Source organism: Chryseobacterium sp. SIMBA_038 (assembly GCF_046535115.1).
Lineage (GTDB): Bacteria > Bacteroidota > Bacteroidia > Flavobacteriales > Weeksellaceae > Chryseobacterium.
In genome coordinates this window covers 1-25,930 of record NZ_JAWRXH010000002.1, presented here as the reverse complement: position 1 = coordinate 25,930, position 25,930 = coordinate 1, and the positions used below count along the sequence as shown (strand labels likewise).

Annotated in this window: 26 protein-coding genes; 16 read left to right on the top strand and 10 right to left on the bottom strand. The window is 33.9% G+C overall.

Going from position 1 to position 25,930, the window contains the following annotated elements; all coding sequences use genetic code 11:
* Window positions 1-52 precede the first annotated feature (52 nt).
* From SB689_RS06290 to recJ, 5 genes are read right to left on the bottom strand one after another with little or no spacing between them, the layout of a single operon-like run.
* Entirely contained in the window at window positions 53-391 is a 339-nt protein-coding gene (locus tag SB689_RS06290) for a DUF3817 domain-containing protein (protein ID WP_066752792.1), read from the bottom strand.
* A 5-nt stretch (window positions 392-396) separates the two neighbouring features.
* Window positions 397-1,200, bottom strand: a complete 804-nt coding sequence (locus SB689_RS06285; protein ID WP_410691316.1) for a hypothetical protein — start codon at window positions 1,198-1,200, stop codon at window positions 397-399.
* Between the two features lie 6 nt (window positions 1,201-1,206).
* Window positions 1,207-1,791: a nicotinate (nicotinamide) nucleotide adenylyltransferase gene (nadD, locus tag SB689_RS06280; protein ID WP_410691315.1), complete on the bottom strand. Its 585-nt coding sequence runs from the start codon at window positions 1,789-1,791 to the stop codon at window positions 1,207-1,209.
* A gap of 27 nt (window positions 1,792-1,818) precedes the next feature.
* Window positions 1,819-2,184 carry a four helix bundle protein gene (locus SB689_RS06275; protein WP_410691314.1) on the bottom strand — a complete coding sequence of 122 codons (366 nt, stop codon included), beginning with the start codon at window positions 2,182-2,184 and terminating at the stop codon, window positions 1,819-1,821.
* 30 nt (window positions 2,185-2,214) lie between these two features.
* Window positions 2,215-3,927, bottom strand: a complete 1,713-nt coding sequence (gene recJ / locus SB689_RS06270; RefSeq protein WP_410691313.1) for a single-stranded-DNA-specific exonuclease RecJ — start codon at window positions 3,925-3,927, stop codon at window positions 2,215-2,217.
* A gap of 207 nt (window positions 3,928-4,134) precedes the next feature.
* Here recJ and SB689_RS06265 point away from each other — a divergent pair, with 207 nt between their 5' ends.
* The 4 genes from SB689_RS06265 to SB689_RS06250 all read left to right on the top strand — a co-directional run bounded on the left by SB689_RS06265 (window position 4,135) and on the right by SB689_RS06250 (window position 8,764).
* Complete coding sequence (locus tag SB689_RS06265; protein ID WP_410691312.1) at window positions 4,135-4,851, top strand: ferritin-like domain-containing protein; 717 nt, start codon at window positions 4,135-4,137, stop codon at window positions 4,849-4,851.
* A 26-nt stretch (window positions 4,852-4,877) separates the two neighbouring features.
* Window positions 4,878-5,687 (top strand): ferritin-like domain-containing protein, encoded by an 810-nt coding sequence (locus SB689_RS06260; RefSeq protein ID WP_410691311.1) that lies wholly within the window; start codon window positions 4,878-4,880, stop codon window positions 5,685-5,687.
* 106 nt (window positions 5,688-5,793) lie between these two features.
* Complete coding sequence (locus SB689_RS06255) at window positions 5,794-6,606, top strand: M48 family metalloprotease (RefSeq protein WP_410691310.1); 813 nt, start codon at window positions 5,794-5,796, stop codon at window positions 6,604-6,606.
* A gap of 412 nt (window positions 6,607-7,018) precedes the next feature.
* Window positions 7,019-8,764 carry a T9SS type A sorting domain-containing protein gene (locus tag SB689_RS06250; protein ID WP_410691309.1) on the top strand — a complete coding sequence of 582 codons (1,746 nt, stop codon included), beginning with the start codon at window positions 7,019-7,021 and terminating at the stop codon, window positions 8,762-8,764.
* 80 nt (window positions 8,765-8,844) lie between these two features.
* Here SB689_RS06250 and SB689_RS06245 read toward each other — a convergent pair whose 3' ends face one another.
* Window positions 8,845-10,467 (bottom strand): ABC-F family ATP-binding cassette domain-containing protein, encoded by a 1,623-nt coding sequence (locus SB689_RS06245; protein WP_410691308.1) that lies wholly within the window; start codon window positions 10,465-10,467, stop codon window positions 8,845-8,847.
* 194 nt (window positions 10,468-10,661) lie between these two features.
* Here SB689_RS06245 and smpB point away from each other — a divergent pair, with 194 nt between their 5' ends.
* The 5 genes from smpB to SB689_RS06220 all read left to right on the top strand — a co-directional run bounded on the left by smpB (window position 10,662) and on the right by SB689_RS06220 (window position 15,387).
* Entirely contained in the window at window positions 10,662-11,120 is a 459-nt protein-coding gene (smpB, locus tag SB689_RS06240) for an SsrA-binding protein SmpB (protein ID WP_089754547.1), read from the top strand.
* A 77-nt stretch (window positions 11,121-11,197) separates the two neighbouring features.
* The gene (locus SB689_RS06235; RefSeq protein ID WP_410691307.1) at window positions 11,198-12,700 is read left to right on the top strand and encodes an OmpA family protein; all 1,503 of its coding nucleotides are present in this window, start codon (window positions 11,198-11,200) and stop codon (window positions 12,698-12,700) included.
* A gap of 93 nt (window positions 12,701-12,793) precedes the next feature.
* On the top strand, window positions 12,794-13,534 hold the full coding sequence (locus tag SB689_RS06230; protein ID WP_410691306.1) for a YebC/PmpR family DNA-binding transcriptional regulator: 741 nt from the start codon (window positions 12,794-12,796) through the stop codon (window positions 13,532-13,534).
* 56 nt (window positions 13,535-13,590) lie between these two features.
* Entirely contained in the window at window positions 13,591-14,415 is an 825-nt protein-coding gene (locus SB689_RS06225) for a UDP-2,3-diacylglucosamine diphosphatase (protein ID WP_410691305.1), read from the top strand.
* Window positions 14,416-15,387, top strand: a complete 972-nt coding sequence (locus SB689_RS06220) for a glycosyltransferase family protein (RefSeq protein ID WP_410691304.1) — start codon at window positions 14,416-14,418, stop codon at window positions 15,385-15,387.
* Here SB689_RS06220 and SB689_RS06215 read toward each other — a convergent pair.
* A complete protein-coding gene (locus SB689_RS06215; RefSeq protein WP_066752734.1) occupies window positions 15,376-15,666 on the bottom strand; it encodes a GNAT family N-acetyltransferase in 291 nt (96 codons plus the stop codon). The two genes, SB689_RS06220 and SB689_RS06215, sit on opposite strands and share 12 nt — an antisense overlap.
* Before the next feature lie 172 nt (window positions 15,667-15,838).
* Window positions 15,839-16,588 (bottom strand): RDD family protein, encoded by a 750-nt coding sequence (locus tag SB689_RS06210; protein WP_066752731.1) that lies wholly within the window; start codon window positions 16,586-16,588, stop codon window positions 15,839-15,841.
* Window positions 16,589-16,615: 27 nt separating this feature from the next.
* Between SB689_RS06210 and SB689_RS06205 the strand changes: the two genes are divergently transcribed.
* The 7 genes from SB689_RS06205 to SB689_RS06175 all read left to right on the top strand — a co-directional run bounded on the left by SB689_RS06205 (window position 16,616) and on the right by SB689_RS06175 (window position 23,559).
* Window positions 16,616-17,599: a stage II sporulation protein M gene (locus SB689_RS06205; RefSeq protein WP_066752729.1), complete on the top strand. Its 984-nt coding sequence runs from the start codon at window positions 16,616-16,618 to the stop codon at window positions 17,597-17,599.
* Entirely contained in the window at window positions 17,583-18,545 is a 963-nt protein-coding gene (locus SB689_RS06200) for a DUF4013 domain-containing protein (protein ID WP_410691303.1), read from the top strand. The genes SB689_RS06205 and SB689_RS06200 overlap by 17 nt, the downstream gene beginning before the upstream one ends.
* A complete protein-coding gene (locus tag SB689_RS06195) occupies window positions 18,538-19,335 on the top strand; it encodes a DUF4129 domain-containing protein (RefSeq protein WP_410691302.1) in 798 nt (265 codons plus the stop codon). Before SB689_RS06200 ends, SB689_RS06195 begins: the two co-directional genes overlap by 8 nt.
* Before the next feature lie 16 nt (window positions 19,336-19,351).
* Window positions 19,352-20,509 carry a hypothetical protein gene (locus SB689_RS06190; RefSeq protein WP_410691301.1) on the top strand — a complete coding sequence of 386 codons (1,158 nt, stop codon included), beginning with the start codon at window positions 19,352-19,354 and terminating at the stop codon, window positions 20,507-20,509.
* Between the two features lie 93 nt (window positions 20,510-20,602).
* The gene (locus SB689_RS06185) at window positions 20,603-21,634 is read left to right on the top strand and encodes an AAA family ATPase (protein ID WP_410691300.1); all 1,032 of its coding nucleotides are present in this window, start codon (window positions 20,603-20,605) and stop codon (window positions 21,632-21,634) included.
* A gap of 79 nt (window positions 21,635-21,713) precedes the next feature.
* Window positions 21,714-23,036: a DUF58 domain-containing protein gene (locus SB689_RS06180; protein ID WP_410691299.1), complete on the top strand. Its 1,323-nt coding sequence runs from the start codon at window positions 21,714-21,716 to the stop codon at window positions 23,034-23,036.
* A 103-nt stretch (window positions 23,037-23,139) separates the two neighbouring features.
* Window positions 23,140-23,559, top strand: coding sequence for an OsmC family protein (locus SB689_RS06175; RefSeq protein WP_410691298.1), 420 nt, complete (start codon window positions 23,140-23,142; stop codon window positions 23,557-23,559).
* Window positions 23,560-23,635: 76 nt separating this feature from the next.
* Here SB689_RS06175 and SB689_RS06170 read toward each other — a convergent pair whose 3' ends face one another.
* Window positions 23,636-25,309 (bottom strand): T9SS type A sorting domain-containing protein, encoded by a 1,674-nt coding sequence (locus tag SB689_RS06170; RefSeq protein WP_410691297.1) that lies wholly within the window; start codon window positions 25,307-25,309, stop codon window positions 23,636-23,638.
* Between the two features lie 201 nt (window positions 25,310-25,510).
* The gene (locus SB689_RS06165; protein WP_410692134.1) at window positions 25,511-25,741 is read right to left on the bottom strand and encodes a T9SS type A sorting domain-containing protein; all 231 of its coding nucleotides are present in this window, start codon (window positions 25,739-25,741) and stop codon (window positions 25,511-25,513) included.
* Window positions 25,742-25,930: the final 189 nt, after the last annotated feature.

Genomic DNA, 25,930 nt, shown 5'->3' with positions numbered 1-25,930 from the left:
ACTGTAACAAAGATTTTGTTACAGCGAAATCAAAAATAATTGAAAATAAATTTTATTCTCTATCGAAACGGGCTAATTTTTTATCAACCCAGATAGTAGCGAAAGGAAAGAATGCAGATAATAATGCGAAGACAAAATCTTCATCATCCCAATTATAAATTTTTCTTGCCGGAAGACAAAGTAAAAGATAAAGGGTAAAGAAAAGTCCATGCAGACTTCCAATAACACTAATGAAAATAATGGAATATAAATTTTCATCGTAACGAATCCAAATCATGGCAACTCCATATAATAAAACACAGGAAATTGCTTCTGCCACGCAGATTTGTTTAAACCATTTAATGATTTTTTCCTGAGAATATTTTGAGAATATTTTATCGATGAAGTCCATTTTAGTTATTTATAATAGATTTTGAAAGAAGTTCTTGTGCCATTATATAAAGCAGCTCTTGATGAAAGAGTAAAGTTACTCGATTCTATGAAATTTCTAATTCTTTTTTCGAAATATGGAATAAACTGTTGATTATAATTATTTACAATATGATGTTTAAACCCATTTATTTTTAAAACATTTGTGTTTTCGTCTAACTCTAGCCCGACCTCAGTAAATGATTCGTTTTCTTTTGAGGAAGTTTTATAATTGGTTGGATACTTGAATTTTTTAAAAAAACATTCATTAAGCAATTTATCAGCTATAGAATAATTTCCCTCATACATCCAATCTAGATGGTCATTATGTTCAAAAAGTATAGTAGGATTCTTAACTGCATAACTCAAAATCGACTGTTTGACCAAATCATCAATAAAGACTTGACCAAATTTATCTTCAGTAAACTCTGTCATATAACGATTATAGCATGAATTAGGTGAATACCCTCCAATGTCGCTGCCCATCCATGTTCCACCCCAAATGATATTATATTTATTCAAAGCGATTTTAAGCTCTTCTTCTGCTGGAAATTCATCTCCACTTGGAGCTGGTGTATTTATAAAATATTTATTTTGAGTTTTTGAATCATTTACAGCTCTTATGGAATCTTTGCTACATCTTTCGTGATTATATTTTTGCTTTTCCAGAAACCATTGTTTTGCTTTTATTTCACGCTGTATTCTTATGGAGTCTTCTTTTGAAGCTGAAGTATCTTGCCCGAATAAAGAAAGTTGGATAAAAGCAAAGAATAAAAATAGATAGAATTTCATTTCTTCTTACTTATAAAAATTACTACCGTCCAAATAATCAAAAACTTCCGGAGGCAGCATTGGTCTTACGTTTTTACCATCTTTAATCATCGTTCGGATCTCCGTTGCAGAAAGTTCGATAACCGGGGCTTTAATTAAAGAAATATTTTCATTTTGAAGATAATCAGAATCTTTTTTCTCTCCATCAAAAACCCTTGGATAAACAATGATGTGATGATTTTTGATCAACGTTTCGTAGTTTTTCCATTTGTGTAAACTGCTCAGATTATCTTCACCCATAATTAAACTAAAAGAATATTCAGGATGTTTTTCATGAAGATAAGTCAGCGTGTCAATCGTATAACTCGGCTTTGGAAGAGAAAATTCTACATTGGAAGCCCTCATATTCGGGTAATTTTTAATGGAAAGTTGTACCATATCCAATCTGTTATGGTCTTTCAATAAAGATTTTTTGTCCTTGAAAGGGTTTTGCGGACTTACCACAAACCATAATTCTTCCATATCTGAATTTTCTAAAATATAATTAGCCAAAATCAGATGTCCAATATGAATTGGATTAAACGAACCGAAAAATAAGCCTATTTTTTTCATATTTCATTAGGGCTTAGGAATAAGCTTTTAGGGTTTAGGGTTGGTTTGTAGTTTTGAAATTATTGCATTCAACATCTTTGATATTTCCGTTAGCTTTTCATCGAGAATCTGAAACTCTTCCAAATTTAAATAATTTAAATTTTTGGAAATAAGTAATTGTGTCTCCAATTCAGCAGAACTTCCACGGGCAATTTTCAAAAACTGAATATAATCTAATTGAGATCTTCTCGAATGTCCTTCAGCAATATTTGACGGAATTGAAATCGATGAACGACGAATTTGATTCGTAAGACAGTAAATTTCTTCTTTAGGAAAATTCTTTGTGCTGGAGTAAATATCTGTTACAAGTGCTACAGATTTCTGCCAAACAATTAATTCCTTATAATTTCCCATTGCTAAAACCTAATTCCTGTTTCCTAAATCCTAATCCCTAAACTTAACGTCTTTAATATTAAGATAATGCGTCACATTTCCTTTCCAGTGATTCTCTTCTAAAGTGAATACAATATCGAAGTTTTTATTTTTAAAATCTTCTACAAATTGTCCTAATTTGAAGCCTACGCATTCTATATTTCGGCCTGTAGATTCCTGTTTTATGTAAAACTTAACGTGATTATTATCTTTCCCCATCGTTTTTACATAACCTGAAAGTTTTTGATTTTTGATCGCCAAAATTGGTTTCATGTTATGTGGACCAAATGGAGCTAACTTTCTGTGGAAATTAATAAACTCTCTGTTCACATCATCGATCTGAATCTCAGAATCTATCAAAATAGAAGGCTCTTTCTGATGTTCCTTAATCTTTTCAGCAACAACTTTTTCAAATTTTATTTTGAAAGCATCAAACTTGTCTTTCTCCATGGAAAGTCCTGCAGCAGCATGATGGCCTCCAAATTTAAGGAAATATTCTGAACAGATATCCAACGCTTCATGAACGTCAAAATCCGAAACAGACCTCGCTGAAGCTACCATTTCACCATTGTTGCCATCGGTGAAAACTAGAGTAGGTTTGTAATAGGTTTCAATAAGTCTTGAAGCGACAATTCCGATAACACCTTTGTTCCATTCAGGATGATAAACAATGGTGGTTAGTTTGCTTTGTTGTTGAGATTCAATGATTTGGTTCAATGCCGAAAGCGTAGAATTCATATCGAGTTCACGTCTTTCATCGTTGAGGTTCATAATATCACCAACAATTTGGTTGGCGTGTTTCAAATTATCCGAAACCATCAACTGAACAGCAGCTTTTCCATGAGAAATTCTTCCTGCAGCATTGATTTTCGGAGCAATTTCAAAAACAATATTCGAAATCTCGAAATGAGATAATTTATCTTCCGGAATTAATAATCTTAAACCTAAATTTCTCGTTTTTCTAAGAATTTTAAGTCCCATTTTGGCCAAAACTCTGTTCTCGCCGGTCATAGAAACAATATCAGCAGCAATAGAAATTGCCAGAAGATCTGTTAATTCAAATAATTCGGCATCGGGAAGTTTATAAATGGTATTTAAACCCTGACATAATTTAAAACCAACTCCACACCCTGAAAGTTCTTTGAACGGGTATCTGCAGTCGCGTCTTTTCGGATCCAAAACAGCTACCGCATTAGGAATTTCGTCTCCGGGTAAATGGTGGTCGCAAATGATAAAATCAATGTCTAAACTTTGAGCATAATTGATCATATCAAGTGCTTTGATTCCGCAGTCTAAAGCAATAATTAACGAAAAACCGTTTTGCTTGGCGAAATCAATTCCTTCTGTGGAAATTCCGTATCCTTCAGAATTTCTGTCCGGAATATAAAAATCAAGGTATTTTTTCTCAACAATTTTGCTGAGGTATAGGTACATTAAAGCTACGGCAGTAGTTCCATCTACGTCGTAATCTCCGTAAACCATTATTTTTTCTCCATTTTCAATAGCGTTTGCAATACGCTCAACAGCTTTTTGCATATCTGCCATTAAAAACGGACTGTGTATATCGGTAAGATTTGGTTTGAAAAATTCTCGGGCCTTTTGATAATCGTCAATCCCTCTAAGAACGAGGAGCCTAGATTCAAAAGTTCCAAAACCAAGTGACGAACTTAATCCATCCACTATATCCTCATCGGGTTCAGGCTTGTAAATCCATTTTTGACTCATTTCACAAAAATAAGGAAAATATATTTTAAAAACGAGGAATTGTTATCATAAAAAAATTAGTGTAAAATTTAATAATCTATTGTTTATCAGTGTTTTGGTTGTTTTGTTGAAAGTTTTTCAAATAAAATTCAATAAAATTTGAAATAATGAAAACCGAAACAGATTTGCTCTCGTAAGTAAGGTTATAACACTTAAAAAATTAATATTATGAAAAAAACGATCAGTGTTTCAAACAAAGGTGCCACTTTGGATACCGGAAGACGAAACTTTCTTAAACTTGGAGGACTTGGTATTGCTATGGCAGGCCTTGCTCTTGTAGGATGTTCAGATAATGAGTTTGATTATCAGTACATGGATCCAGCCAATAGATTTGATCTCGGTACAGGAGATGTTGGCGTTTTAAACTATGCGTATGCACTTGAACAACTTGAAGCAGATTTTTATACCAAAGTAGTAAACAGCTTTTACTCAGGGATTTCTGATGCAGAAAAAACACTTTTTACAGATCTTTATCATCATGAAGTCATTCACAGAGATTTCTTTAAAGCTGCACTCAGCGGAGTAACAACCAATGTGTTGCCAACTTTGGAATTTCAATATCCAAACGTGAATTTCAGTAACAGAGCTTCAGTTTTAGCTACGGCAAAAGCTTTGGAAGACACTGGTGTAGCTGCTTATAATGGAGCAGGAAAATATATTACAAATCCGGATTATTTAGTCATTGCAGGAAAAATCGTTTCTGTTGAGGCAAGACATGCCTCTGCAATCAGAAATCTGATTAATCCTGGTTCTGCTGATTTTTCAGGAGATGATGTAATCAACGCAACCGGGTTGGATGTTGCTAAAGAGCCAACTGAAATTGTAAGTGTGGCTGGAGGATTCATCAAAACGCCATTCACTTGGAAAGAAAGAGGTATTAGCTAAATTATTCATCTTCAAAATCAACAATTATGAACATTCTTAAATTACTAGATAAGCTTTCTAACGATAAATTTTTCACTACAGAATCATCAAGATTAGAAACTCTTACGAATATATCTTCAATCGGTAAAAAAGCGGCTGTTGCTGCTGTACCATTAGGATTGGGAACTTTAATGGCAACTTCGGCGAAAGCTGAAGCCACAACAACTTCAGGAACTTATTTTAAAACTCCGTTAACAGATGCTTTACAGCTGGCTTTAACGTTGGAATATCTTGAAGACGAATATTACGCAAAAGGTTTGGGTACTGCAGGACTTATTCCGAGTGCGGATAAAGTTGTATTTATGCAGATCTCAAAACACGAAACGGCTCACGTTGCCTTTTTGAAAAGTACATTGACTTCTTTAAACGTAACGCCTATAGCTAAACCAACTTTCGATTTTACTGTTGGTGGTAATTTTTCTCCTTTTACAGATTATAATCAATTCCTTATTCTGGCTCAGGCTTTTGAAGATACCGGAGTTAGAGCATATAAAGGACAGGCTGGAAATGTGATGTCGAACAAAGCAGTTTTACAGGCGGCTTTGCAGATCCACTCCGTTGAGGCAAGACACGCTTCTCAGGTGAGAAGAATGAGAGCAAATAAAGGCTGGATAGAATTGGCAGATGGTGGAAACATGCCTGCTGCAACCAATGCTGTGTATGCGGGTGAAGGTAATACAAATCAAGCTGGATTCAATACAGCAAACGCTTTTGGTGCTGCTGCTGGTTCTGCTGCTTATGACGAAGTTTTAAGTGGTAGTGACGCAACGGCAATTGCATCTTTGTTTATTGTATAAGTGATTTCTTAATATTAGGTGTAAAATCCTTTTTCAGAATTTTCTGGGAAAGGATTTTTCATTTAAAAATGATATATTCGCCAGACTAAACTTAAAAATTATTATCATGAAAAAAATTATCGTCGGTGTGTTTTTATTGGGCACGATTTGTGGCGTCAATGCACAAAAAATTAGTCTTGGAAAAGCGGTGGATGTAGTATCTAAAGGTTCAAAAGCGCTTACTTTTACAAACGAAGATGCTATAAAATTATCTAAAGAATCGGTAGATTATATGGATAAGAATAATGCTATTGCCGGACCAAAAGATCCTTATACAGTAAGATTGAACAAGCTTTTCGGGAAACATAAAACTCAGGACGGCCTTAATCTTAACTATAAAGTCTACAAAGTAAAAGATATTAATGCTTTTGCTTGTGCAGACGGAAGCGTGCGTGTTTTCTCGTCTTTGATGGATATTATGACAGATGATGAATTGCTTGCAGTAATTGGTCATGAAATTGGTCACGTTAAAAATCAGGATACGAAAGATGCTATTAAATCTGCTTATTTAAAGGCTGCTGCGTTGGATGCGGCTTCTTCGGCTTCATCATCTGTGGCTACGTTAAATGACAGTCAGGTTGGTAAAATGGCTAATGAATTTTTGGACGCTTCACACAGCAAAAAACAAGAATCTGAAGCTGATACTTATTCTTATGATTTCATGAAAGCTAATAAATATAATGTTGTTGGGGCTTACACTGCTTTCAAAAAGCTAGCATTGCTTTCGGAAGGAAGTACTCAGTCTGGTTTTCAGAAAATGTTTAATTCTCACCCTGACAGCGAAAAAAGAGCTCAGGTAATTAAGAAAAAAGCAGAAAAAGATGGTTTGTGGAAAGATCCGGGAACGGTTACTTTGCCAACAGCGAAACTTACGAAATAATTAAGACCAAGTTTTATCATACAGCCTCAAAGTTACTTTGGGGCTTTTTTGTTGAATGTTTTTGTTAAAATATATTTTCTTTATTAATCCCTTTCATTAAATAAACTTGTTTGATGATTTTAAAAACACAAATAGTTCATTTTTAATAATTTTTAATGCTATTTTATTTCACTTTAAAAGGAAATGGATGAGCTCATTAATAAAAATATTTACAAAAAAATGAAAATAATTTGAATCTGTAATTGAGAAAATTTTATTCTTTAAAAGATAATGTTGATTTATAATAATTTCGTAATGATGATTATTTATAATATAATTTTTATATTTTAATATTGGTTTTAATTTGTTAAAATAAGTTAAAATATAGTTTTTGTGTAATAAAAATATATATTTGCTAAACAATAAAAACATTATGAATAAAAAAATTACAGTAGGTTTCTTTTGTCTAATGACGGCTTCGTTGTTTTGCAAAATTAACGCTCAGACTTATCAAACATTAAATGTAACCAGTGGCTACAATGCAGATCTTGTTGCAAATGGATCGGGTACAGCATCATCCAGCACAACTCAAAGTGTAGACTCGCCAACCAATGGTTATGTGTTTATGTCTACAGATTTTATGAATGGCACAGGAGCAATGCCAACTTCAGGATTGCCAAGTTCGGGATTAATTAATTCCGCAAGCACCACAGGTTTATCATTTCAAATGGCTCCCTATACTTCAAATAACGCTTTGAGGTTGGCAAGTACAAATGATTCAGGAGTTTTAAATTTTGGATCAACACCAAAAGCTTCAAAATTATTTATGTTGGCAACAACGGGAAGTGGGACATCTGTTGCCAGCGTAGTTGTTAATTTTACAGATGGTACCAGTCAAACATTTACTAATCAGTCAGTAAGTGATTGGTATGGAGGTTCTTCATTTGCTATAAAAGGTATTGGTCGCGCAAGTAGGGTTACGGATGCTATCGAAAATAATGTTAATGACCCTAGATTATATGAAATTTCCTTAAATATAAGTGCAGCTAATCAGTCAAAGAATATTTCTAATGTTTCGGTAACAAAAACATCATCTGCTACAGGCTTTCTTTGTGTTTTCGGATTTTCTTATCAAGTTGCAAATTCTTGTATAGCTCCAGATTCTGTAACACCATCGAATTTAACTCCAAATTCTGCAACAGTTTCTTGGACATCTGTTTCGGGAGTTTCATCTTATGAGCTTTATAGAAGTACTTCAACTATAGCTCCTTCGAGTTCTACTACGCCAACAGATACAGGAATAACAGCTGCAACAAAAAATATTACAGGATTGTCTCCCGCTACAACATATAATGTATGGGTAAGATCTAACTGTGGAGGAGGAAGCGTAAGTGACTGGAGTTCATTAATGGCCAATTTTACTACACCATGTGCGGCGGTGAATGCTCCATACAGCCAGAATTTTGATTCAACACCACAAAGCGAAATTCCTGCATGTACATCAGTACAGAAAGTAAATACAGTAACATATGGTGGAGATTGGGAAGTTGTAGATGCTTCGGGAGAGAATGGTTTCACTTCTAATGTGCTATTTGTAGTATCATATTTTGATGATGTGAATTCTTGGTTCTATACACCGGGAGTAAACTTAGTAGCAGGAAATACTTACACACTTACTTTTGATTATTCAAATTATTTGGCTCCTCAAAATTTTAAAATTGCATATGGAACCTCACCAATGAATACGGCAATGACAAATCTTATTCATGATTATCCTAATGTAAGTGTAGGAACATCTACGCCCGCAAGTTTTACAATTACTCCAACTTCGTCTGGTGTTTATTATTTTGGATTTGATTCATATACAGCAGCGAGTAGTGATGTAGGAGCTATGATGCTTGATAATATATCATTGACTACAGGAAGCTTGTCTACTTCAGAGAACTTGTTAGCAAAAGGGGTACAGGTTTATCCAAACCCAACAAGTGATTACTTAAATATAAAAGGAGATAAGAAAGTTGCAGGAATCAAGATTTTTGATGTTTCAGGTAAAATTGTTTTATCTTCAGATAAAGGAGAACAACGAATTGATGTTTCTCATTTAACTAAAGGAGCTTATATCCTTACTATGAAAAACACAGACGGAACTTCTTCAACTCATAAGTTTATTAAAAAATAATAACTTAACTACTAAATTAGTAATAAAAATAGCTACTCAAACGAGTAGCTATTTCTTTTTATTGATGAAATTCTTAATGATTAAGAATACATTTTTTCTCTTAATTCCTTGATCTTTTTATCACCAAGATATTCGTCGTAAGTCATTTCTCTATCGATAATTCCTTGAGGAGTTAATTCGATGATTCTGTTACAGACAGTTGAAAGCATTTCGTGGTCATGAGATGACAATAAAAGATTTCCTTTGAAGTTAGACAATGAGTTGTTCAACGTTGTGATACTTTCTAGGTCTAAGTGATTGGTAGGTTCATCAAGTAAAAGAACGTTTGCTTTCTGAAGCATCATTCTACTGAACATACATCTCATTTTTTCACCTCCTGAAAGTACTTTACAAGATTTCAATGCTTCATCACCAGAGAACAACATTCTACCTAAGAATCCTCTCATGAATTCTTCGTGACGCTCTTCATCATTTTTAGTGAATTGTCTCAACCAATCTACCAGGCTGATATCTTCCTGGAAGAATTTAGTATTATCTAAAGGCATGTGAGACTGGTTTGTTGTAACTCCCCAAGCAACAGTTCCTTTATCTGCTTCAGTATTTCCAGCAAGAATTTCGAAAAATTCTGTGATAGCTAAAGAGCTTTTAGAAAGTACAGCAACTTTATCACCTTTTTTAAGGTTCAAATCGATATTTGAGAACAATAATTCTCCGTCTTTCGTTTTTTCAAGACCTTTTACATCTAAAATTTGATCACCTGCTTCTCTTTCCATTTCGAAAATAATTGCAGGATATCTTCTTGAAGAAGGTTTAATATCATCGATGTTTAATTTATCGATCATTTTCTTTCTCGCAGTAGCCTGCTTAGCTTTTGCAACGTTTGAACTAAATCTTGCGATGAAATCCTGAAGTTCTTTTTTCTTCTCTTCCGCTTTTTTGTTAGCCTGAGCTCTTTGTCTTGTTGCTAACTGAGAAGCCTGATACCAGAAAGAGTAGTTACCTGTATAAAGGTTTAATTTAGCATAATCTAAATCCCCGATATTTGTACAAACCGTATCTAAGAAGTGACGGTCGTGAGATACAACAATTACTGTATTTTCGTAGTCTGCAAGGAAGTTTTCTAACCATGCAATTGTTTCAATATCAAGGTCATTCGTAGGTTCATCCAAGATCAATACATCAGGATTTCCAAAAAGAGCCTGAGCCAAAAGAACTTTTACTTTGTCCTGATTCTCAAGTTCGCTCATCATCTGCCAGTGCATACCGTCTTTGATACCTACGTTAGAAAGCATCGTTTGTGCATCAGATTCAGAGTTCCATCCACCCATTTCATCATAGACTACACCAAGTTCACCTGCTTTGATACCATCTTCATCAGAGAAATCTTCTTTGGCGTACAAAGCGTCCATCTCTTCTTTTATTTCAAATAATTTTTTATTTCCTCTTAAAACAGTTTCAAGAACAGTAAATTCGTCATAAGCAAAGTGATCCTGCTCCAAAACTGACATTCTTTTCCCTGGTTCCAGAGATACATGTCCTGTCGTTGGATCCTGCTTTCCTGTTAATATTTTAAGGAATGTAGACTTTCCTGCACCATTTGCTCCGATGATTCCGTAGCAGTTTCCTTTTGTAAACATGATGTTTACATCATCAAAAAGAACTCTTTTCCCGAATTGTAAAGATAAGTTAGATACTGTTAACATATAGTTTTGTAAATTTGGCGCAAAAATACGAAAAGAAATTGGGTATTTCGTAATAATGTAATATTCAAGTTTTTAATATGGGGTATTTTTTATATATTTCATTAATGAAATTTAAAAAAGGGGAGTCTCAAAGGGGATAACTCTATATAGGATTGGGTAAAACTCAATTTTAATGTAACTATAGGAATACTAAAATGAAGATTGAAAAAACAGTCAATATATTAAACAGAAGAGCTAGATTCGAATATGAATTTATCGAAGAAATGGAAGCAGGTATGGTTTTAACCGGTACTGAGATCAAATCTTTACGCTCTTCTAAAGCCTCTATAACAGAATCGTTCTGTCAGTTTATTGATGGGGAATTGTACATCATTAATATGATGATTGATGAATATAAATTGGGGACTTTTTATAATCACAAAACAAAAAGGGAACGGAAATTGCTGTTGCACAAAAAAGAATTGCAAAAGCTCGAAAAGAAGTTAAAAGATGCAGGAAATACTATAATTCCTCTAAAACTATATATCAATGATCGAGGAAAAGCAAAGGTTTGGATCGCGTTGGGAAGAGGGAAAAAGCTTTACGATAAAAGGGAGAGCATAAAAGATAGAGAAAACAAACGAAATCTGGACAGAATATTAAAGAAAAGTTAAAAATCATTTGAAAAACTTTGTATATAAAGAAAAATTATATTTATTTTGCATTATCAATTATTTAATCATTTAATTCTATGAAAAATCTAAAATTAGGAATTTCAGCATTGGCACTTACTGTTGCTTCTACTGTGTTCGCTCAGACTACCAACAATCCGTGGATGATCGGAGTTGGTGCTCATGCAGAGAACCATACAGCAGTTAGAAACAGTTTCAGTAATACTTTTGCTGCAAAGAATTTATCGAAGACAATGTTCAATACGAACAATTTCTCTATTACACCTCCACTATCTAAACTTACAGTTGCTAGAAACGTAGCTAAAGGTTTTGTAGTAGACTGGCAGACTACTGTTGGTAATGTTGAGAACAAAAGATTCAACATGGGTAAAGAGTTTATGTTGATGACAGGTCTTGGTTTACAAGTAAAGGCTGCAGGTCTTTTATGGAACGAAGAATCTTGGTTTGATCCATACTTAAGAGTTGGTGCTAACTACTTAAGACATGATTATACTGCTCTTACTTTCCCAAGAACTGACGTTAATGGTGAGTGGGTACCTAATGGAGATGACGGTAACGAAAACGGTAAAGCTAACTTCTTTACAGTTTCTACTGGTGCTGGTGTAAACTTCTGGTTGACTAAAAACTTCGGTTTAGGTGTACAAGGAGATTACGTTTCAACTCCAGGTGACAAGTCTACTGTTGCTAACTTCTGGCAAGCTTCTGCTTCTCTTAACTTCAGATTCGGAAACAGAGACAGAGATAAGGATGGTATCTTAGATAAAGACGATTTATGTCCAGATACACCAGGTTTACCAGAATTCCAAGGATGTCCTGATACTGACGGTGATGGAGTTCCAGATAAAGACGATCAGTGTCCAGATGTTGCTGGTCCAGTTGAAAACAACGGTTGTCCTTGGCCAGATACTGACGGTGATGGTGTAATCGACAAAGATGATGCTTGTCCTACAGTTGCAGGTCCTGCTGAAAACAATGGTTGTCCTTGGCCAGATACTGACGGTGATGGTATCTTAGACAAAGATGATGCTTGTCCTACAGTTCCAGGTCTTCCAGAATACAACGGATGTCCTAAGCCTAAGAAAGTAACAGCTGAAGAATTAGAGAAAAACTTTGGAAGTGTATTCTTTGATTTCAACAAAGCTACAATCAAAGCTGAATCTAAAGGAGCTTTAGATGCTGCTTCTGACTTAATTAAGAAAGACGGAGGTAACTATCTATTAGAAGGTAGAACTGATGCTAAAGGTGCTGAAGCTTATAACTTGAAACTATCTAGAGAAAGAGCTGCTGCTGTAGTTGCTGCTTTAGATGCAAGAGGTGTAGACGCTAACGCTCTTAAATCTATCGGTGTTGGTAAAGCTAAAGCTACAGTTCCTGCTACAGCTTCTGATGCTGAAAGACAAGTTGACAGAAAAGTAGTTGTAACTGCTGTTGAAGATGCTGCTCAGTGGAATTCTATTCAAAAAAGAGATTACGCAGATCCAACTCCAGTAAAAGTTAAGAAAAAAGCTACTGCTAAGAAAAAAGCTCCGGCTAAGAAAGCTACAGCTAAAAAGAAAAAATAATTAATTTTTCTAAATATAAATACCTCCAGTTCTCTGGGGGTATTTTTTTTTTGTTTACTTTTAATTAATTTTGTTGAAAATTTAAAAATAAAAATGGGAAGAGCGTTTGAATATAGAAAAGCTTCTAAAATGGCCCGTTGGGATAAAATGGCCAAGACTTTCTCTAAAATAGGTAAAGACATTGCATTAGCAGTTAAGGCCGGTGGCCCTGATGTTGAAGCAAATCCTGCATTGAAAAGATGTATCCAGAATGCGAAAGGAGCAAACATGCCAAAAGATAACGTTGAAAGAGCGATCAAAAAGGCAAGTGGTGCAGATGCAGAAAATTATGAAGAGATCACTTATGAAGGATACGGACAAGGTGGTGTTGCATTTTTCGTAGAGTGTACTACGAACAATACTACTAGAACCGTAGCTAACGTAAGAGCTATTTTCAATAAGTTTGATGGTAACCTTGGTAAGAATGGCGAATTAGCATTTATCTTCGACAGAAAAGGTATTTTCAGTATCGATATCACTCAAATCAAAATGGATTGGGATGATTTCGAAATGGAAATGATCGACGGTGGAGCAGAAGATGTAGAAAAAGATGACGAAGAAGTAATGATCACGACTGCTTTTGAAGATTTCGGTTCTTTATCTCATAAATTAGATGAGCTTAAAATCGAGGTTAAAAGTGCAGAACTTCAAAGAATTGCCAACAATACAAAAGAAGTTACAGAAGAGCAGTTCAAGGCAAACATGAAAATGCTTGACCGTTTCGAGGAAGATGATGATGTGCAAAACGTTTATCACAACATGGAAATTACAGAAGAGTTGATGAACTCTCTATAAAAATAATATAACATTCATATACAGTTAACTTTCAATTAGTTTCTTTGCATAAAACTATGAAAAGAGATATTGAGTTAGTTGTTATTTCGGATGTTCATTTGGGAACTTATGGATGTAAGGCTAAAGAATTATTAAGATATCTGAACTCTATTCAGCCTAAAACTTTAGTTTTGAATGGTGATATTATCGATATCTGGCAATTCAAAAAGTCTTACTTCCCTAAACCTCATTTAAAGGTGATTAAGAAAATTCTTTCTTTGGCCACCAAAAATACGGATGTGTACTATATCACAGGGAACCACGACGAGATGTTCCGTAAGTTTACCGATTTTCAATTGGGTAAGCTTAAAGTCTGCAATAAAATCTGTTTAGATATCAATCAAAAGAAAACCTGGATCTTTCATGGAGATGTTTTCGATGCATCCGTCCAGCATTCAAAATGGATTGCAAAATTGGGAGGAAAAGGCTACGATTTATTAATTGTAATCAATAATGTTGTAAATTGGTTCTTAGAGAAAATGGGGAAAGAGAAATATTCATTTTCAAAAAAGATAAAAAACAACGTAAAAAAAGCAGTGAAATATATCGGAGATTTTGAATTAACAGCTTCTGAACTTGCTATCGACAATCATTATGATTACGTTATTTGCGGTCACATTCACCAACCTCAAATCCGTGAAGTTGTAACAAAAAAAGGGTCTTGCACTTATCTTAATTCTGGAGATTGGATTGAAAACCTTTCTTCATTGGAATACAACGATAACGAATGGAAGATTTTTTATTACGATGAGCACAAACATTTGTTGCAAGATGATGAGGTTGAAGAAATTCAGGAGATGGATAACACTGAGCTTTTAAAAATAGTAACCAATTTTTCTTAAATGAAGATTTTATACGCATTTCAGGGCACCGGAAACGGGCATGTCGCAAGAGCGCAGGAAATTATTCCTATTCTAAAAAAATATGCTTCGGTTGATACTTTGATCAGCGGTCATCAATCGCAATTAAAGGCCGATTTCGACATTAACTATCAACATAAAGGTATTTCGCTGCTTTATAATAAAACAGGAGGATTATCCTATCGAAAAACGTTTTTTGAGAATAAATTTCTTGAAGCGGTAAAAACGATAAGAGAATTAGAATTAAAACAATATGATTTAATTATTAATGATTATGAACCTTTGACAGGTTGGGCTTCTAAATTAAATAAGCTTCCAATGATCGAATTAAGTCATCAGGCGTCAATGAGTTTTCCTAAAACTCCTAAACCCAAAAAGAAAGATTTTCTTGGAGAATTAATTTTGGAGTATTATGTTCCGAGTAAAAGGAAGATAGGTTTCCATTTTGAAAATTACCATCCTCAGATTAAAAAACCTGTTATCAGACATAAGATCAGAAATCTCAATCCCGATAAAAAAGGCTATTATCTTGTTTATTTACCGAGTTTTTCTGATGAAAATATCATTAAAGTTTTAGAGCAAATCCCTGTGGAATGGAAAGTGTTTTCTAAGCACAGTAAAATTCAGGCTAAAATAAAAAATGTTGAAGTTTTCCCAATTGATGAAATTCAATATTTAAAATCCTTTGAAAACTGTGAAGGAATTTTATGCAACGCCGGTTTCGAAACCCCTGCCGAAGCCCTTTTTATGGATAAAAAATTATTTGTGATCCCGATTCATAATCAATACGAGCAGGAATGCAATGCTTGTGCTCTGGATAAAATGGGAATCCCGAACTCTAAAGTTTTAGATTTAAATGAAATAAAAGATTGGGTAGCTTCCGATCATCATTTGAAAGTAGACTACCCGGATGATATTGAGCAAATATTGGTGAATGAAGTATTAATTCTTTAAAAATATATCATCAACATCACTCATTCTTGTCATCACAGCTCTCGCATAAGAACAGTGTGGATAAACATTCCATTTATTTTCTCTTGAGAATTTGATGGCTTCCTCAACCAAATATTTCCCCATTCCTCTACCTTCAAATTCTGGATGAACCAAGACGAAAGAAATAATCAATTTATTGTCTTCGGGAAAAATGGTGTAGGTCAATCTTCCTATTTCTTTGATCTCGTTATTTAGCGTAAGAACTCCACCGTTTCCGGATTTATTGTTTTCAAATTTCATAATTAAGGCTTTGTTGATTAAATACAAAAACTGAACCGAGCTTTTGTTAAACACAAAATACACTAATTTTTTTCACAAATAACACAATGTTGTATTTCAATAGGAACGGGCTTTAGCCCGTTTAATGTTTTATGGATTCAAATTGGCTTTAGCCAAAACTTAAAGACGGATTTTAACTATCTTTTCCCGTATAATAATTATAATCTTTAATAACAACATTAATAAACTGTCTTTCCGTCATTTTTGTAGCATCAACTTCAAGCTTTAAAATCCCTTTTATTTTATCGGAAAGTTTGCTGATAATCTGTCTGTCATCAACCCTCAAAGCTTTGGTGTAATTGTCTTTAATAATTCTCATGTCATTGTCGGTTAGAGCAATAACCTGTGGAAAAGATGGAATATAATCTTCTTTAATATTTTCTAAAATCGTATGAGAAATATTAATGCTGTTTTTTAATGAAATCACAGCCGTTCCCGAAGCAATATCTCCCAAACGCTGATTGTTTTTAGAAACGATCATAGAAATTAAACCAACAACACCTGCAAAAGAAGTGTCAATCAATCTGAACATCCAGCGAATCAAATAATCTCCAAAACTTGCCTGATAACCATCAATTTTCACCACACGGATCTTCATTAGTTTTTTTCCGGGAGTCTGACCTTCCATCAAGCTTTCCAACACAACAGGATAAATGTAAATAGGAAATGTAATCGCAATATAAATTGCCATTTGTGACCATTGATCGAGGCCGTTTAATAAATATCCAAGATCAAAAAAATTAAAAAATACGTAAAAAGCAATCACTGCATACGCAACCTTAATCAGAAGATCGATGATAAACGCAAGCATCCTTTCTCCAACACTGGCGATGTTGAAATTAATATTTACATTTTGTGAAGTATTAATCGCAATTTGAGACATATTTTTTATTATTTTAGCCTTACAATTATGAGAGAGGTTTATTTCATTAAACAAAATAAAGAAAAATGGTTGGGAATTGAACAGGTTATTCAAGGGAAAATTAAAAAAAATCCTGATGACCTGTCTTCGTTGTACATCAACCTTATCAATGACCTTTCTTTTGCGCAGACTTATTACCCCAAAAGTAATACAACGGTTTATTTAAATCACTTATCTTCTCAGATATTTCAAAAAATTTATAAAACTAAAAGAGTAGAGGAAAATAGGATTTTATATTTCTTCAAAACCGAAGTTCCTTTGCTGGTCTATCAATACAGAAGATATTTGACTTATGCGTTTTTGTTTTTCACTTTATTTACATTGATTGGAGTTCTTTCTGCTATTTATGATAAAGATTTTACAAATATTATTCTGGGTGAAGATTATGTCAATCAAACCATAGAAAATATTAAAAAAGGAAATGCCGTTGGAATATATCAAAGCGGTTCAACTTGGGGAAGTACGATCGGAATTATTTTCAACAATATTGGAGTTGGAGCAAAATTATACATTTACGGAATCGCAGGCGGAGTAGGAACTTTATATGCTTTGCTCTCAAACAGTGTGATGTTAGGCTCTTTCCAATATTTTTTCTACGATTATGGAGCATTGAAAGACAGCGCAAGAGGAATCTGGCTTCACGGAGTTTTTGAGATTTTCTCGATGGTCGTTGAGGCGATGTGCGGATTGATTTTAGGAGCTTCCATTTTATTTCCAAAGACTTTTTCGAGATTTAATTCTTTTAAAAATGGGTTTAAAGATTCATTTAAAATATTTTTAAGCACGATTCCATTTACGGTATGTGCAGGAATTATTGAGGGATATATCACAAGACATGCTTTAAAAATGCCTTTGATTCTGAATTTAATTATTATTTTCGGAACATTGGCGATCATAGGGTTTTATTATATTATTTATCCGTCAATTGTCAACAAAAAAACTAACAACCAAATCAATGATGCAGTTTTATAAAAAAAGAGATTTCGGAACTTTTATAAGCGACAGTTTTAATTTTTTCAAATTATACGGTAAAAATTATTTCAAAAGTTACATTTTGTTGAATGGTTTGCTGATGATCTTAATGGTAACTGTATTTGTTTTAGGATACAGAGAATTGTTCTCGCAAATTTTAGGCTCTAATCTCAGTGGCGAAAGCTATTATTTTCAACAATATTTTGAGGATAATTTAGGAATGCTGATCGTTATCGGGATTCTTACCTTTCTTCTTTTCTTGCTTTTAATGATCATAAATTATTTGTTTCCTGTTTTTTACTTAAAAAGGCTGGGGCAAGGACAGGAAAAGATCAAAACAGATGATATTCTGAGTGATTTTAAAAATAACGCAGGCAAGATCTTTAAGCTTTGTTTAGGCATGATGTTTATCGTTACACCATTGTCAATCATCATAATAGGATTTTCTTATGTGTTGGTTTTGATTGTAATAGGAATCTTTTTAATCTTGCTGGTTTTTCCTACGTTATTCAATGTTGTTACATTTTTAATGTATGATTATTTTAATTCTAACCGAGGTTTTTTCGAAAGTTTAAGTTATTCCATCCGATCTCAGTTTTCTTATCCAAATGGACGAGAAAAATCACCTTATTGGAAATATTGGGGCTCAACGATCATCGTTTCAATCATTTTATATGTTGTAACATCAATTTTTACGTTTGTTCCGATGATGTTTTTCTACGGATCACTTTTAACGTCCGCTCCTGATGGTAATTTTGAACAGAATCCGTTTGCAGGAACAGCCGGAATATTTTTCTTTATATTGTACGGAATCTCGATGCTTGTGTCGTTTTTCCTTTCAAATATGCTGTACGTAAATTCAGGATTGATGTATTATGACAGCAGAACAGACCTTCATCAAAAAGTAGAATTAGCAGAAATAGACACCATCGGTAATAATGAATAAAATTCTTTTTTTCTTACTGATATTTTTCTCCTTTGAATCCTCATTTGCTCAGGATCAGACAGGTCCGCCGCCTGTTGCGGAAGCATATATAGATTCATTGAACACGGGACATTACAAAAATATGTACCGTGCAGATTCTGTTTTGCTTAAAAATCCAGTTTCTGAAAACACGGTTTATCCCAAAAAGTTCAAAGAAAATATTCAGTCGAGATATAAAGGAAATGAGTTTGATTATACAACTATTAAACCTAAAGAATCTTTCTGGCAAAAGCTTTTAAGAAAGATCGATAAAATATTGCAAAGTATTTTTGGCGATACCGTTTTCACGAAATCTGGCAATATTGCAGGAATTTTAATTCGAATATTTGCCATTATTCTGGTCGGCTTTCTTTTGTATTTTATTATTAAATATTTAATTGGAAAAGACGGAAATTTTATCTTCGGAAAAAAGAATAAGAAAGTAATTATTAAAGATGAAGAGCTTCATGAAAATATTCATGAGATCAATTTCCCGGAAAGTATTGCTAAGTTTGAAAGGGAAGGAGATTACCGTTCGGCGGTTCGTTATCAGTTTTTATTTGTCTTGAAAAAATTAAGTGATAAAAAATCCATCAATTGGAATCCTGAAAAGACCAATAAAGATTATGTTACAGAACTGAAAGCTCCTCATCTGAAAAATGATTTTTCTAATTTATCCTACATTTTCGAATACGTTTGGTATGGAGAATTCAGTATTGATGAGCAGAGCTATCAGAAATTCAAAGCCCAATATCAAGCCTTTAAACCTTAATTAAACTCTTTTTACAATGAATAAAACTTTCAAAATATATGCTGTAATTTTCATCGTCGTGATGGTGATTTTGGCGTTGCTTGAAGTGAACAAAAAAGAGGTTACAGATTGGCGTAAGAATTTCGATACGAATGAAAAATCGCCTTTCGGATTGTTTATTTTCGATCATGAAGCCAAAGATCTTTTTAAAAATAAACTGAAAAAAATAGATCAAACGCCTTACGATTATTACAATACTCATAAAAAAGAATCACATAATATTCTGGTTGTAGAAACCGATGTCGATACAGAATCCTGGAACAAGATTTTAGATCAGGTTTCCAAAGGTTCAGACGCGATGTTGATTGTAAGTCAAATTCCAAAAGAGGTTTCAGACAGTATCGGATATTATGATTCAGAAATATCTTTTGCAGATGAAAATGTGTTGAAACTGACTGATAAAAAATACCAAAACGATTTTATTAAATTAGATAAATTTCCGTCGGGCAGAGGATTTTCTTATATTAAACCACAAGTTGAAGTTCTTGGAAAGACGGTTGAAAAAAACAATTCTAATCAGGCTAATTTCATTAAAATTAAATTCGGAAAAGGAAATATTTACGTTCATTGTGAACCACTTTTCATGACGAATTATTACCTGCTGAAATCCGGAAACATAAAATATGCTCAAGATGTTTTTTCGTATCTTGACGATAAGGAAACGATTTGGTTTGTAGAAAGTAATGCGAAAGTTTCTCGTTTCTTTATGAGATTTATTTTGTCGAATCCGGCCTTGAAATATGCTTGGTGGGTGCTTTTGGGAGGATTGGTATTATTTGTTTTCTTTAATGCAAAAAGGAAACAGCGTATCGTTCCTGTCATTGAACCATTGAAAAATACCTCGGTAGATTTTGTGAAAAGTATCGGGAATCTCTATCTTCAGGAAGGCGATTTTCATGATATGATGGCAAAAAAAGCCCAATATTTTCTAAATAAAGTAAGACTTGATTTTCTCATTGATACCCAAAATTTAGATGAAGAATTTGCGAAAAAGCTTCAATTAAAAACAGGGAAAACAATCGAAATGATTAATGAAGCAATTAATCTGATCAAAAAAGCGCAAGATCCTTACGCTCATGTGATGAAAGAAGATCTGGCAAGAATGAATAAATTGCTGGACGAAATTTTAAAATAAAAACAGGGAGTCCCGAAGGGACGACATAAAACAGGGTTGGATGAAGTCCAATCAAATTAAAATAGAACTGTTACATTGTTAAATTAAAACAATATGGAAAACCTTGAAAACCAAAACATAGAAAATCAAAATTCTATAAATCTCGATAAAAAAGAAAACGATTTTCAGTCTCGAATTGATATGATTGAACTTCGTGCAAGCTTAGAAAAAGTAAAATCTGAAATTGCAAAAGTAATTGTTGGCCAAGAAAGTATGATCGAACATCTTTTGGCAGCACTTTTATCCAACGGTCACGTTTTGATCGAAGGAGTTCCGGGAGTTGCAAAAACGATTACGGCAAAATTGTTGGCGAAAACGATTGATGTTGGTTTCAGCAGAATTCAGTTTACTCCGGATTTGATGCCTTCCGATATTCTAGGAACATCAATTTTCAATGTCAAAAACTCTGAATTTGAATTTAAAAAAGGCCCAATTTTTTCCAACTTTATTCTGATCGATGAGATCAACAGATCACCTGCAAAAACTCAGGCTGCAATGTTTGAAGTTATGGAAGAAAGACAAATTACAATGGACGGAATCCGTTACGTAATGGAAGAACCGTTTTTGGTAGTTGCCACACAAAATCCAATTGAACACGAAGGAACGTACAGACTTCCGGAAGCTCAATTAGACCGTTTCCTATTTAAAATTAATGTTGGATATCCTAATCTTGAACAGGAAATCACCATCATCAAAAATCAGCACGAAAGCAAAAGAGAGGATAAAACGGAAGCCGTAAACCGAGTGGTTAGCGCAGAACAATTGAAAAGTTATCAACAATTAGTTAAAGAAGTTATTGTTGAGACTCATTTGATAGAATATATTGCAAAAATCATTATTAATACAAGAGAAAATCAGTTCTTATATTTGGGAGCTTCGCCGAGAGCGAGTTTGGCTTTATTAACGGCTTCAAAATCTTTCGCAGCTTTGAGAGGAAGAGATTTTGTAACACCGGAAGACATAAAAGAAGCAAGTTACGCTGTTTTAAGACACAGAGTAATAGTTTCTCCGGAAAGAGAAATGGAAGGTTTAACCGCTGATGAAATAATCCGACAAATATTAGAAGGAATAGAGATTCCGAGGTAGGTTATAGGAATAAGGGTTTAGGACTTAGTTATCCACAAAGTTTTAAAGCTTATCACCTACTGCTTACAGTTTAACACCTATGAAAAACTTATACATCAATACTCGCTTTTTCGTCGCGCTCATTGGAGTGGGGATTCTTTATGTCTTGGCGTTTTTCTTTCCTGTTGTAATGATGGTAGCTCATGCTGTTTTATTGATTTGTTTTCTTGCGGCAATGGTTGATTATCTCTTGCTTTTTAACCAAAAAGAGGCAGTTTTAGCACAAAGAATTTTACCGGAAAAATTATCCAACGGCGATGAAAATCCTGTGAAAATTGATGTCAAAAATAATTACGGTTTTAAGATCGAGACTAAAATTATTGATGAAATACCGTTTCAGTTTCAAAAGAGGGATTTTTTGATTAAAAAACAGATAGAGTCGGGAAGAAATACCTATTTTCAGTATACTTTAGAGCCAAAGGAAAGAGGCGAATATAATTTTGGAAGTTTAAATATTTATGCATCATCTCCGATAGGATTTATTTCAAAAAGATTTAGATTTCAGAAAGACGCCAATTTAGCTTCGTATCCGTCATTTGTACATCTCAGGAAGTATGAATTAATGGCACTCCAAAGCGAATTTCTATTGGGCGGAATTAAAAAGATAAGAAAGCTGGGTCACACGATGGAGTTTGAGCAGATCAAAGAATATGTTCCCGGCGATGATATCAGAACGATCAACTGGAAAGCGACTTCTAAAACGAACCGTTTGATGGTTAACCAATTTCAGGATGAAAAATCACAACGTATTTTTATGTTGATTGATACCGGAAGAACGATGAAAATGCCTTTCAAAGGATTGAGTCTTTTGGATTATTCAATCAATGCAACAATGGCTTTATCTCATATTATTTTAAAGAAGGGAGATCGTGCGGGAATGATGACATTTTCAAAGAAAACCGAGAATAAAATTGCGGCAGAAAATAAATCCGGTCAGCTTAAAAAGATCTCGGAAGCACTTTATAATGTTAGTACGAACTTTTTTGAAAGTGATTTTAACAGATTGTATCAGGATGTAAAGTATTCGATCAATCAGAGAAGTTTAATTTTATTGTTTACGAATTTTGAAACATTGGACGGCCTAAACCGCCAATTAAAATACCTCCGAGGAATTGCGAAAAACCATTTGTTAGTTGTCGTGTTTTTCAAAAATGCAGAACTTCACACATTGATCAATAAAAATCCTGAAAGCATGCAGGAAATTTATGATGAAATTATCGCTGAAAAATTTGAATTTGAAAAGAAATTAATCATTCAGGAACTTCGTAAATATGGGATTTATACGGTTTACACGCTTCCTGAAAATTTAAATATCGATGTTATTAATAAATATTTAGAGATAAAAGCGAGAGGAATTTTATAATTTTGCTTTACTGAAATTTTAAATAATAGATTTTAAATTTTGAATGATAATTCTGCAGATGAATCATTTAACATTTATCAATGATCACTTATAAATAAATCACATGAAAATTACACTTAACAGAATAAACGACGATTTTTTATTTGAATGCACCAATTCTCAAGGGAATTCCATTCTTTTGGATAACACAACACAGCCGGGAGCAAAAGGAGTTTCGCCAATGGAAAGTGTTTTAATGGCAGTTGCAGGTTGCAGCGGAATAGATGTAGTTTCTATTTTGAAAAAACAAAGACAGGAAATTACAGATTTTAAAGCAGAAGTGGAAGGAGAAAGAGTTCAGGTTGATGATGCAAAACCTTTTAAAGCGATTAAAGTTAAGTTTTTACTGGAAGGAAATATCGATCCTAAAAAAGCGCAAAAAGCAGCCGAATTATCTTTTGAAAAATACTGCTCAGTTTCTAAAACCTTAGAACCGAATGTAGAAATTGGATATGAAGTTTATGTAAACGGAGAGAAAATTTAATGTCTTTTTTACCTCATCAATAAAAAAACCGGACTCTGCGTCCGGTTTTTTGTTTATCAATAAATTTTTTGTGATATTATTTTTTAATGATCTTCGTATTTTTTAGAGTACCGTCTTTCATTGTTAATGTCAAAATATAAACGCCTGTTTTCAGACTTTCCAAATGCAATCCAGATGATGGATTATCAAAAGTTGTTACTATAATTCCGGAAAGATCCGTTACCACAGCACGTTTTACGTTGTCTGATTTTTCAATATTTAAAACATCTGTGAAAGGATTAGGATAAACAGTTAGTTGCTTTTCAGCTTTCACTTCATTTGTCGCTAAAACCAATGGCTCTAAGGTTACGTTTACTTTCCATGTGTTAGCATCAACTTGGTTGTAGTCTGCGTTACAATCAGATCCGCCGTATGTTCTCCACGCTCTTAGCTCGAAATTTACATTTCCTGTAAGATTATTCGCTAAAGTTAAACCAGATCTTTCATATGAGAAAGTTCCTGTATTTCCACCTGAACCCGTTGTAATAGATGGTTCTGAGGTGTTGTTGGTAGTACAAACCAGCAAACTGTTTTGTTCAGACATCCATCCGTTTCCTTGAGTGGTCATGGTGTAAGATACGCTCGTAGATTTTATTTTGTAACCTGCCGGAACTGCAACTGTAAGTAAACCAGGACAGTTTGTTGTTGATGTTACGCTTGGCGTACCGCTGCTGTACATGGTGTTGATGTTTCCTGCTGTGTATGTTGTAGATACGAGTCCGGTTGTGAATTCTTTCATTTTCCAGAAACCTTGTGATGAACCACAGTTTGATCTTACCCAGAAATAATAAGTTTGACCTGTTATTAAATTGTTTAAGGTTACAGAAGTATTTCCTGTTGCTACACTTCCTGTTGGTGTCGTTGTTGCTGTTGGGGCTGTAGGAGAGGTACTTACATAATATTGATATCCTGACGAAGGCGCACTGGCAGAAGGCGTCCAGCTTAAAGTAGCGTTCGTCATTGTAGAAGTGTAAGTAATATTTGAAGGAGACGCACATGCAGCATAAAGATCCGCTGAAAAAGCAAAAATATTAGGAACTCCGCCTGATGCTTTGGTTACTGTAATACTTTGTACATTTTTAGATTGATTCCCTGCGTCTATAGCTAACGGAATTTGATATAATCTGGGATCTGTTCCGCCTCCGGCTTCTAGATTGTCATTATTTATATTAATTCTTCCAATTCCCTGAATGGCAAAATTGGAACCGTAATACCAGTCTGAGATGGCAATTCCGCTGAAGGTTTGAGTGGTAGCATCTGAGAAATTAACGGTAACATTCACTGTACAATCTCCACTTCCGCCGGTTGCCAGCATGTATAGGCTTAGAACGGGAGTAGGCGTTGAAAGTGTCAATGTTCCGGAATCGTTTACGTTTTGTAGCCTTAAAGAATTGTTAGAGCTATAAGGTGCAAGCTGATAACTCAATCCTGAAGTAGAACCAACTGCCGAATTGATAATTCTGTTAATTGGTAGCCCGTAACTAAGTGCGGTACTTGAAGAAGTCAGTTGAAAATCTTTTGATATAAAGGCATAACTTACTCCGTCTACATCGTTGTTGGTGGATGAAGCAGAAGGACCAACTCCGTTTGCGATAACATCGGCATTAAATCCACTTTGAATCGAGATCGGTTGATATTCTTGAGCTTTGATTTGATTAATGAACATGCTTGATAACACCAAGCCCGTGATAGGTAGTAGTTTTGTTTTCATAAAAGCTATAATGGTTTTTGTTGTGCTAATATATGTAATATGTTGTAAATAATTTAATAAAAATTAAAATTTAATATTAAATTTCGATTAAAATGGTTTTTAAAGTACCTATATTTTATTTGTTGATGCTAAGTTGGTAAATAATCATAAAAAAAATACCCTCTCATAAAATGAAAGGGTAGAATATTGAAAATTATTTCTTTAGTTTTTAATGATCTTTTTCGTGAATGTTTCTTTTTCGGTAATTATTTTAAGAATATACATTCCCGAAGAATTACTGTGAATTGAAACCTTTGTATTTTGAGAATTAATACCCATTTGTTTCTGAATAATTCTTCCTTGCGCATCATAGATCTCGATTGAATTGATTTTTGAATCAGCATTGATGTTTACATCTCCTTTTGTTGGGTTTGGATAAACATTTACCGAGATTTTATCTTTACTGCTATCTACAGCAGATAATGACGCTGATGCTTCAATATTTGTAACTGCATCATTGGTTTCTACAGGGAAGTTATAATCAAAATAAATATTGGCTTTATTGTGTAAATCGTCAGCAAAAAGTGGACATTTGATATTAGAAATTTAAGGAGTGTTTTCATAAAAAGAGTAATTTTAATT

Bases quoted from the DNA above. Each gene is read 5' to 3' on its own strand.
- SB689_RS06290 (WP_066752792.1), bottom strand. From the start codon at position 391: ATGGACTTCATCGATAAAATATTCTCAAAATATTCTCAGGAAAAAATC.
- SB689_RS06285 (WP_410691316.1), bottom strand. From the start codon at position 1,200: ATGAAATTCTATCTATTTTTATTCTTTGCTTTTATCCAACTTTCTTTA.
- nadD (WP_410691315.1), bottom strand. From the start codon at position 1,791: ATGAAAAAAATAGGCTTATTTTTCGGTTCGTTTAATCCAATTCATATT.
- SB689_RS06275 (WP_410691314.1), bottom strand. From the start codon at position 2,184: ATGGGAAATTATAAGGAATTAATTGTTTGGCAGAAATCTGTAGCACTT.
- recJ (WP_410691313.1), bottom strand. From the start codon at position 3,927: ATGAGTCAAAAATGGATTTACAAGCCTGAACCCGATGAGGATATAGTG.
- SB689_RS06265 (WP_410691312.1), top strand. From the start codon at position 4,135: ATGAAAAAAACGATCAGTGTTTCAAACAAAGGTGCCACTTTGGATACC.
- SB689_RS06260 (WP_410691311.1), top strand. From the start codon at position 4,878: ATGAACATTCTTAAATTACTAGATAAGCTTTCTAACGATAAATTTTTC.
- SB689_RS06255 (WP_410691310.1), top strand. From the start codon at position 5,794: ATGAAAAAAATTATCGTCGGTGTGTTTTTATTGGGCACGATTTGTGGC.
- SB689_RS06250 (WP_410691309.1), top strand. From the start codon at position 7,019: ATGAATAAAAAAATTACAGTAGGTTTCTTTTGTCTAATGACGGCTTCG.
- SB689_RS06245 (WP_410691308.1), bottom strand. From the start codon at position 10,467: ATGTTAACAGTATCTAACTTATCTTTACAATTCGGGAAAAGAGTTCTT.
- smpB (WP_089754547.1), top strand. From the start codon at position 10,662: ATGAAGATTGAAAAAACAGTCAATATATTAAACAGAAGAGCTAGATTC.
- SB689_RS06235 (WP_410691307.1), top strand. From the start codon at position 11,198: ATGAAAAATCTAAAATTAGGAATTTCAGCATTGGCACTTACTGTTGCT.
- SB689_RS06230 (WP_410691306.1), top strand. From the start codon at position 12,794: ATGGGAAGAGCGTTTGAATATAGAAAAGCTTCTAAAATGGCCCGTTGG.
- SB689_RS06225 (WP_410691305.1), top strand. From the start codon at position 13,591: ATGAAAAGAGATATTGAGTTAGTTGTTATTTCGGATGTTCATTTGGGA.
- SB689_RS06220 (WP_410691304.1), top strand. From the start codon at position 14,416: ATGAAGATTTTATACGCATTTCAGGGCACCGGAAACGGGCATGTCGCA.
- SB689_RS06215 (WP_066752734.1), bottom strand. From the start codon at position 15,666: ATGAAATTTGAAAACAATAAATCCGGAAACGGTGGAGTTCTTACGCTA.
- SB689_RS06210 (WP_066752731.1), bottom strand. From the start codon at position 16,588: ATGTCTCAAATTGCGATTAATACTTCACAAAATGTAAATATTAATTTC.
- SB689_RS06205 (WP_066752729.1), top strand. From the start codon at position 16,616: ATGAGAGAGGTTTATTTCATTAAACAAAATAAAGAAAAATGGTTGGGA.
- SB689_RS06200 (WP_410691303.1), top strand. From the start codon at position 17,583: ATGATGCAGTTTTATAAAAAAAGAGATTTCGGAACTTTTATAAGCGAC.
- SB689_RS06195 (WP_410691302.1), top strand. From the start codon at position 18,538: ATGAATAAAATTCTTTTTTTCTTACTGATATTTTTCTCCTTTGAATCC.
- SB689_RS06190 (WP_410691301.1), top strand. From the start codon at position 19,352: ATGAATAAAACTTTCAAAATATATGCTGTAATTTTCATCGTCGTGATG.
- SB689_RS06185 (WP_410691300.1), top strand. From the start codon at position 20,603: ATGGAAAACCTTGAAAACCAAAACATAGAAAATCAAAATTCTATAAAT.
- SB689_RS06180 (WP_410691299.1), top strand. From the start codon at position 21,714: ATGAAAAACTTATACATCAATACTCGCTTTTTCGTCGCGCTCATTGGA.
- SB689_RS06175 (WP_410691298.1), top strand. From the start codon at position 23,140: ATGAAAATTACACTTAACAGAATAAACGACGATTTTTTATTTGAATGC.
- SB689_RS06170 (WP_410691297.1), bottom strand. From the start codon at position 25,309: ATGAAAACAAAACTACTACCTATCACGGGCTTGGTGTTATCAAGCATG.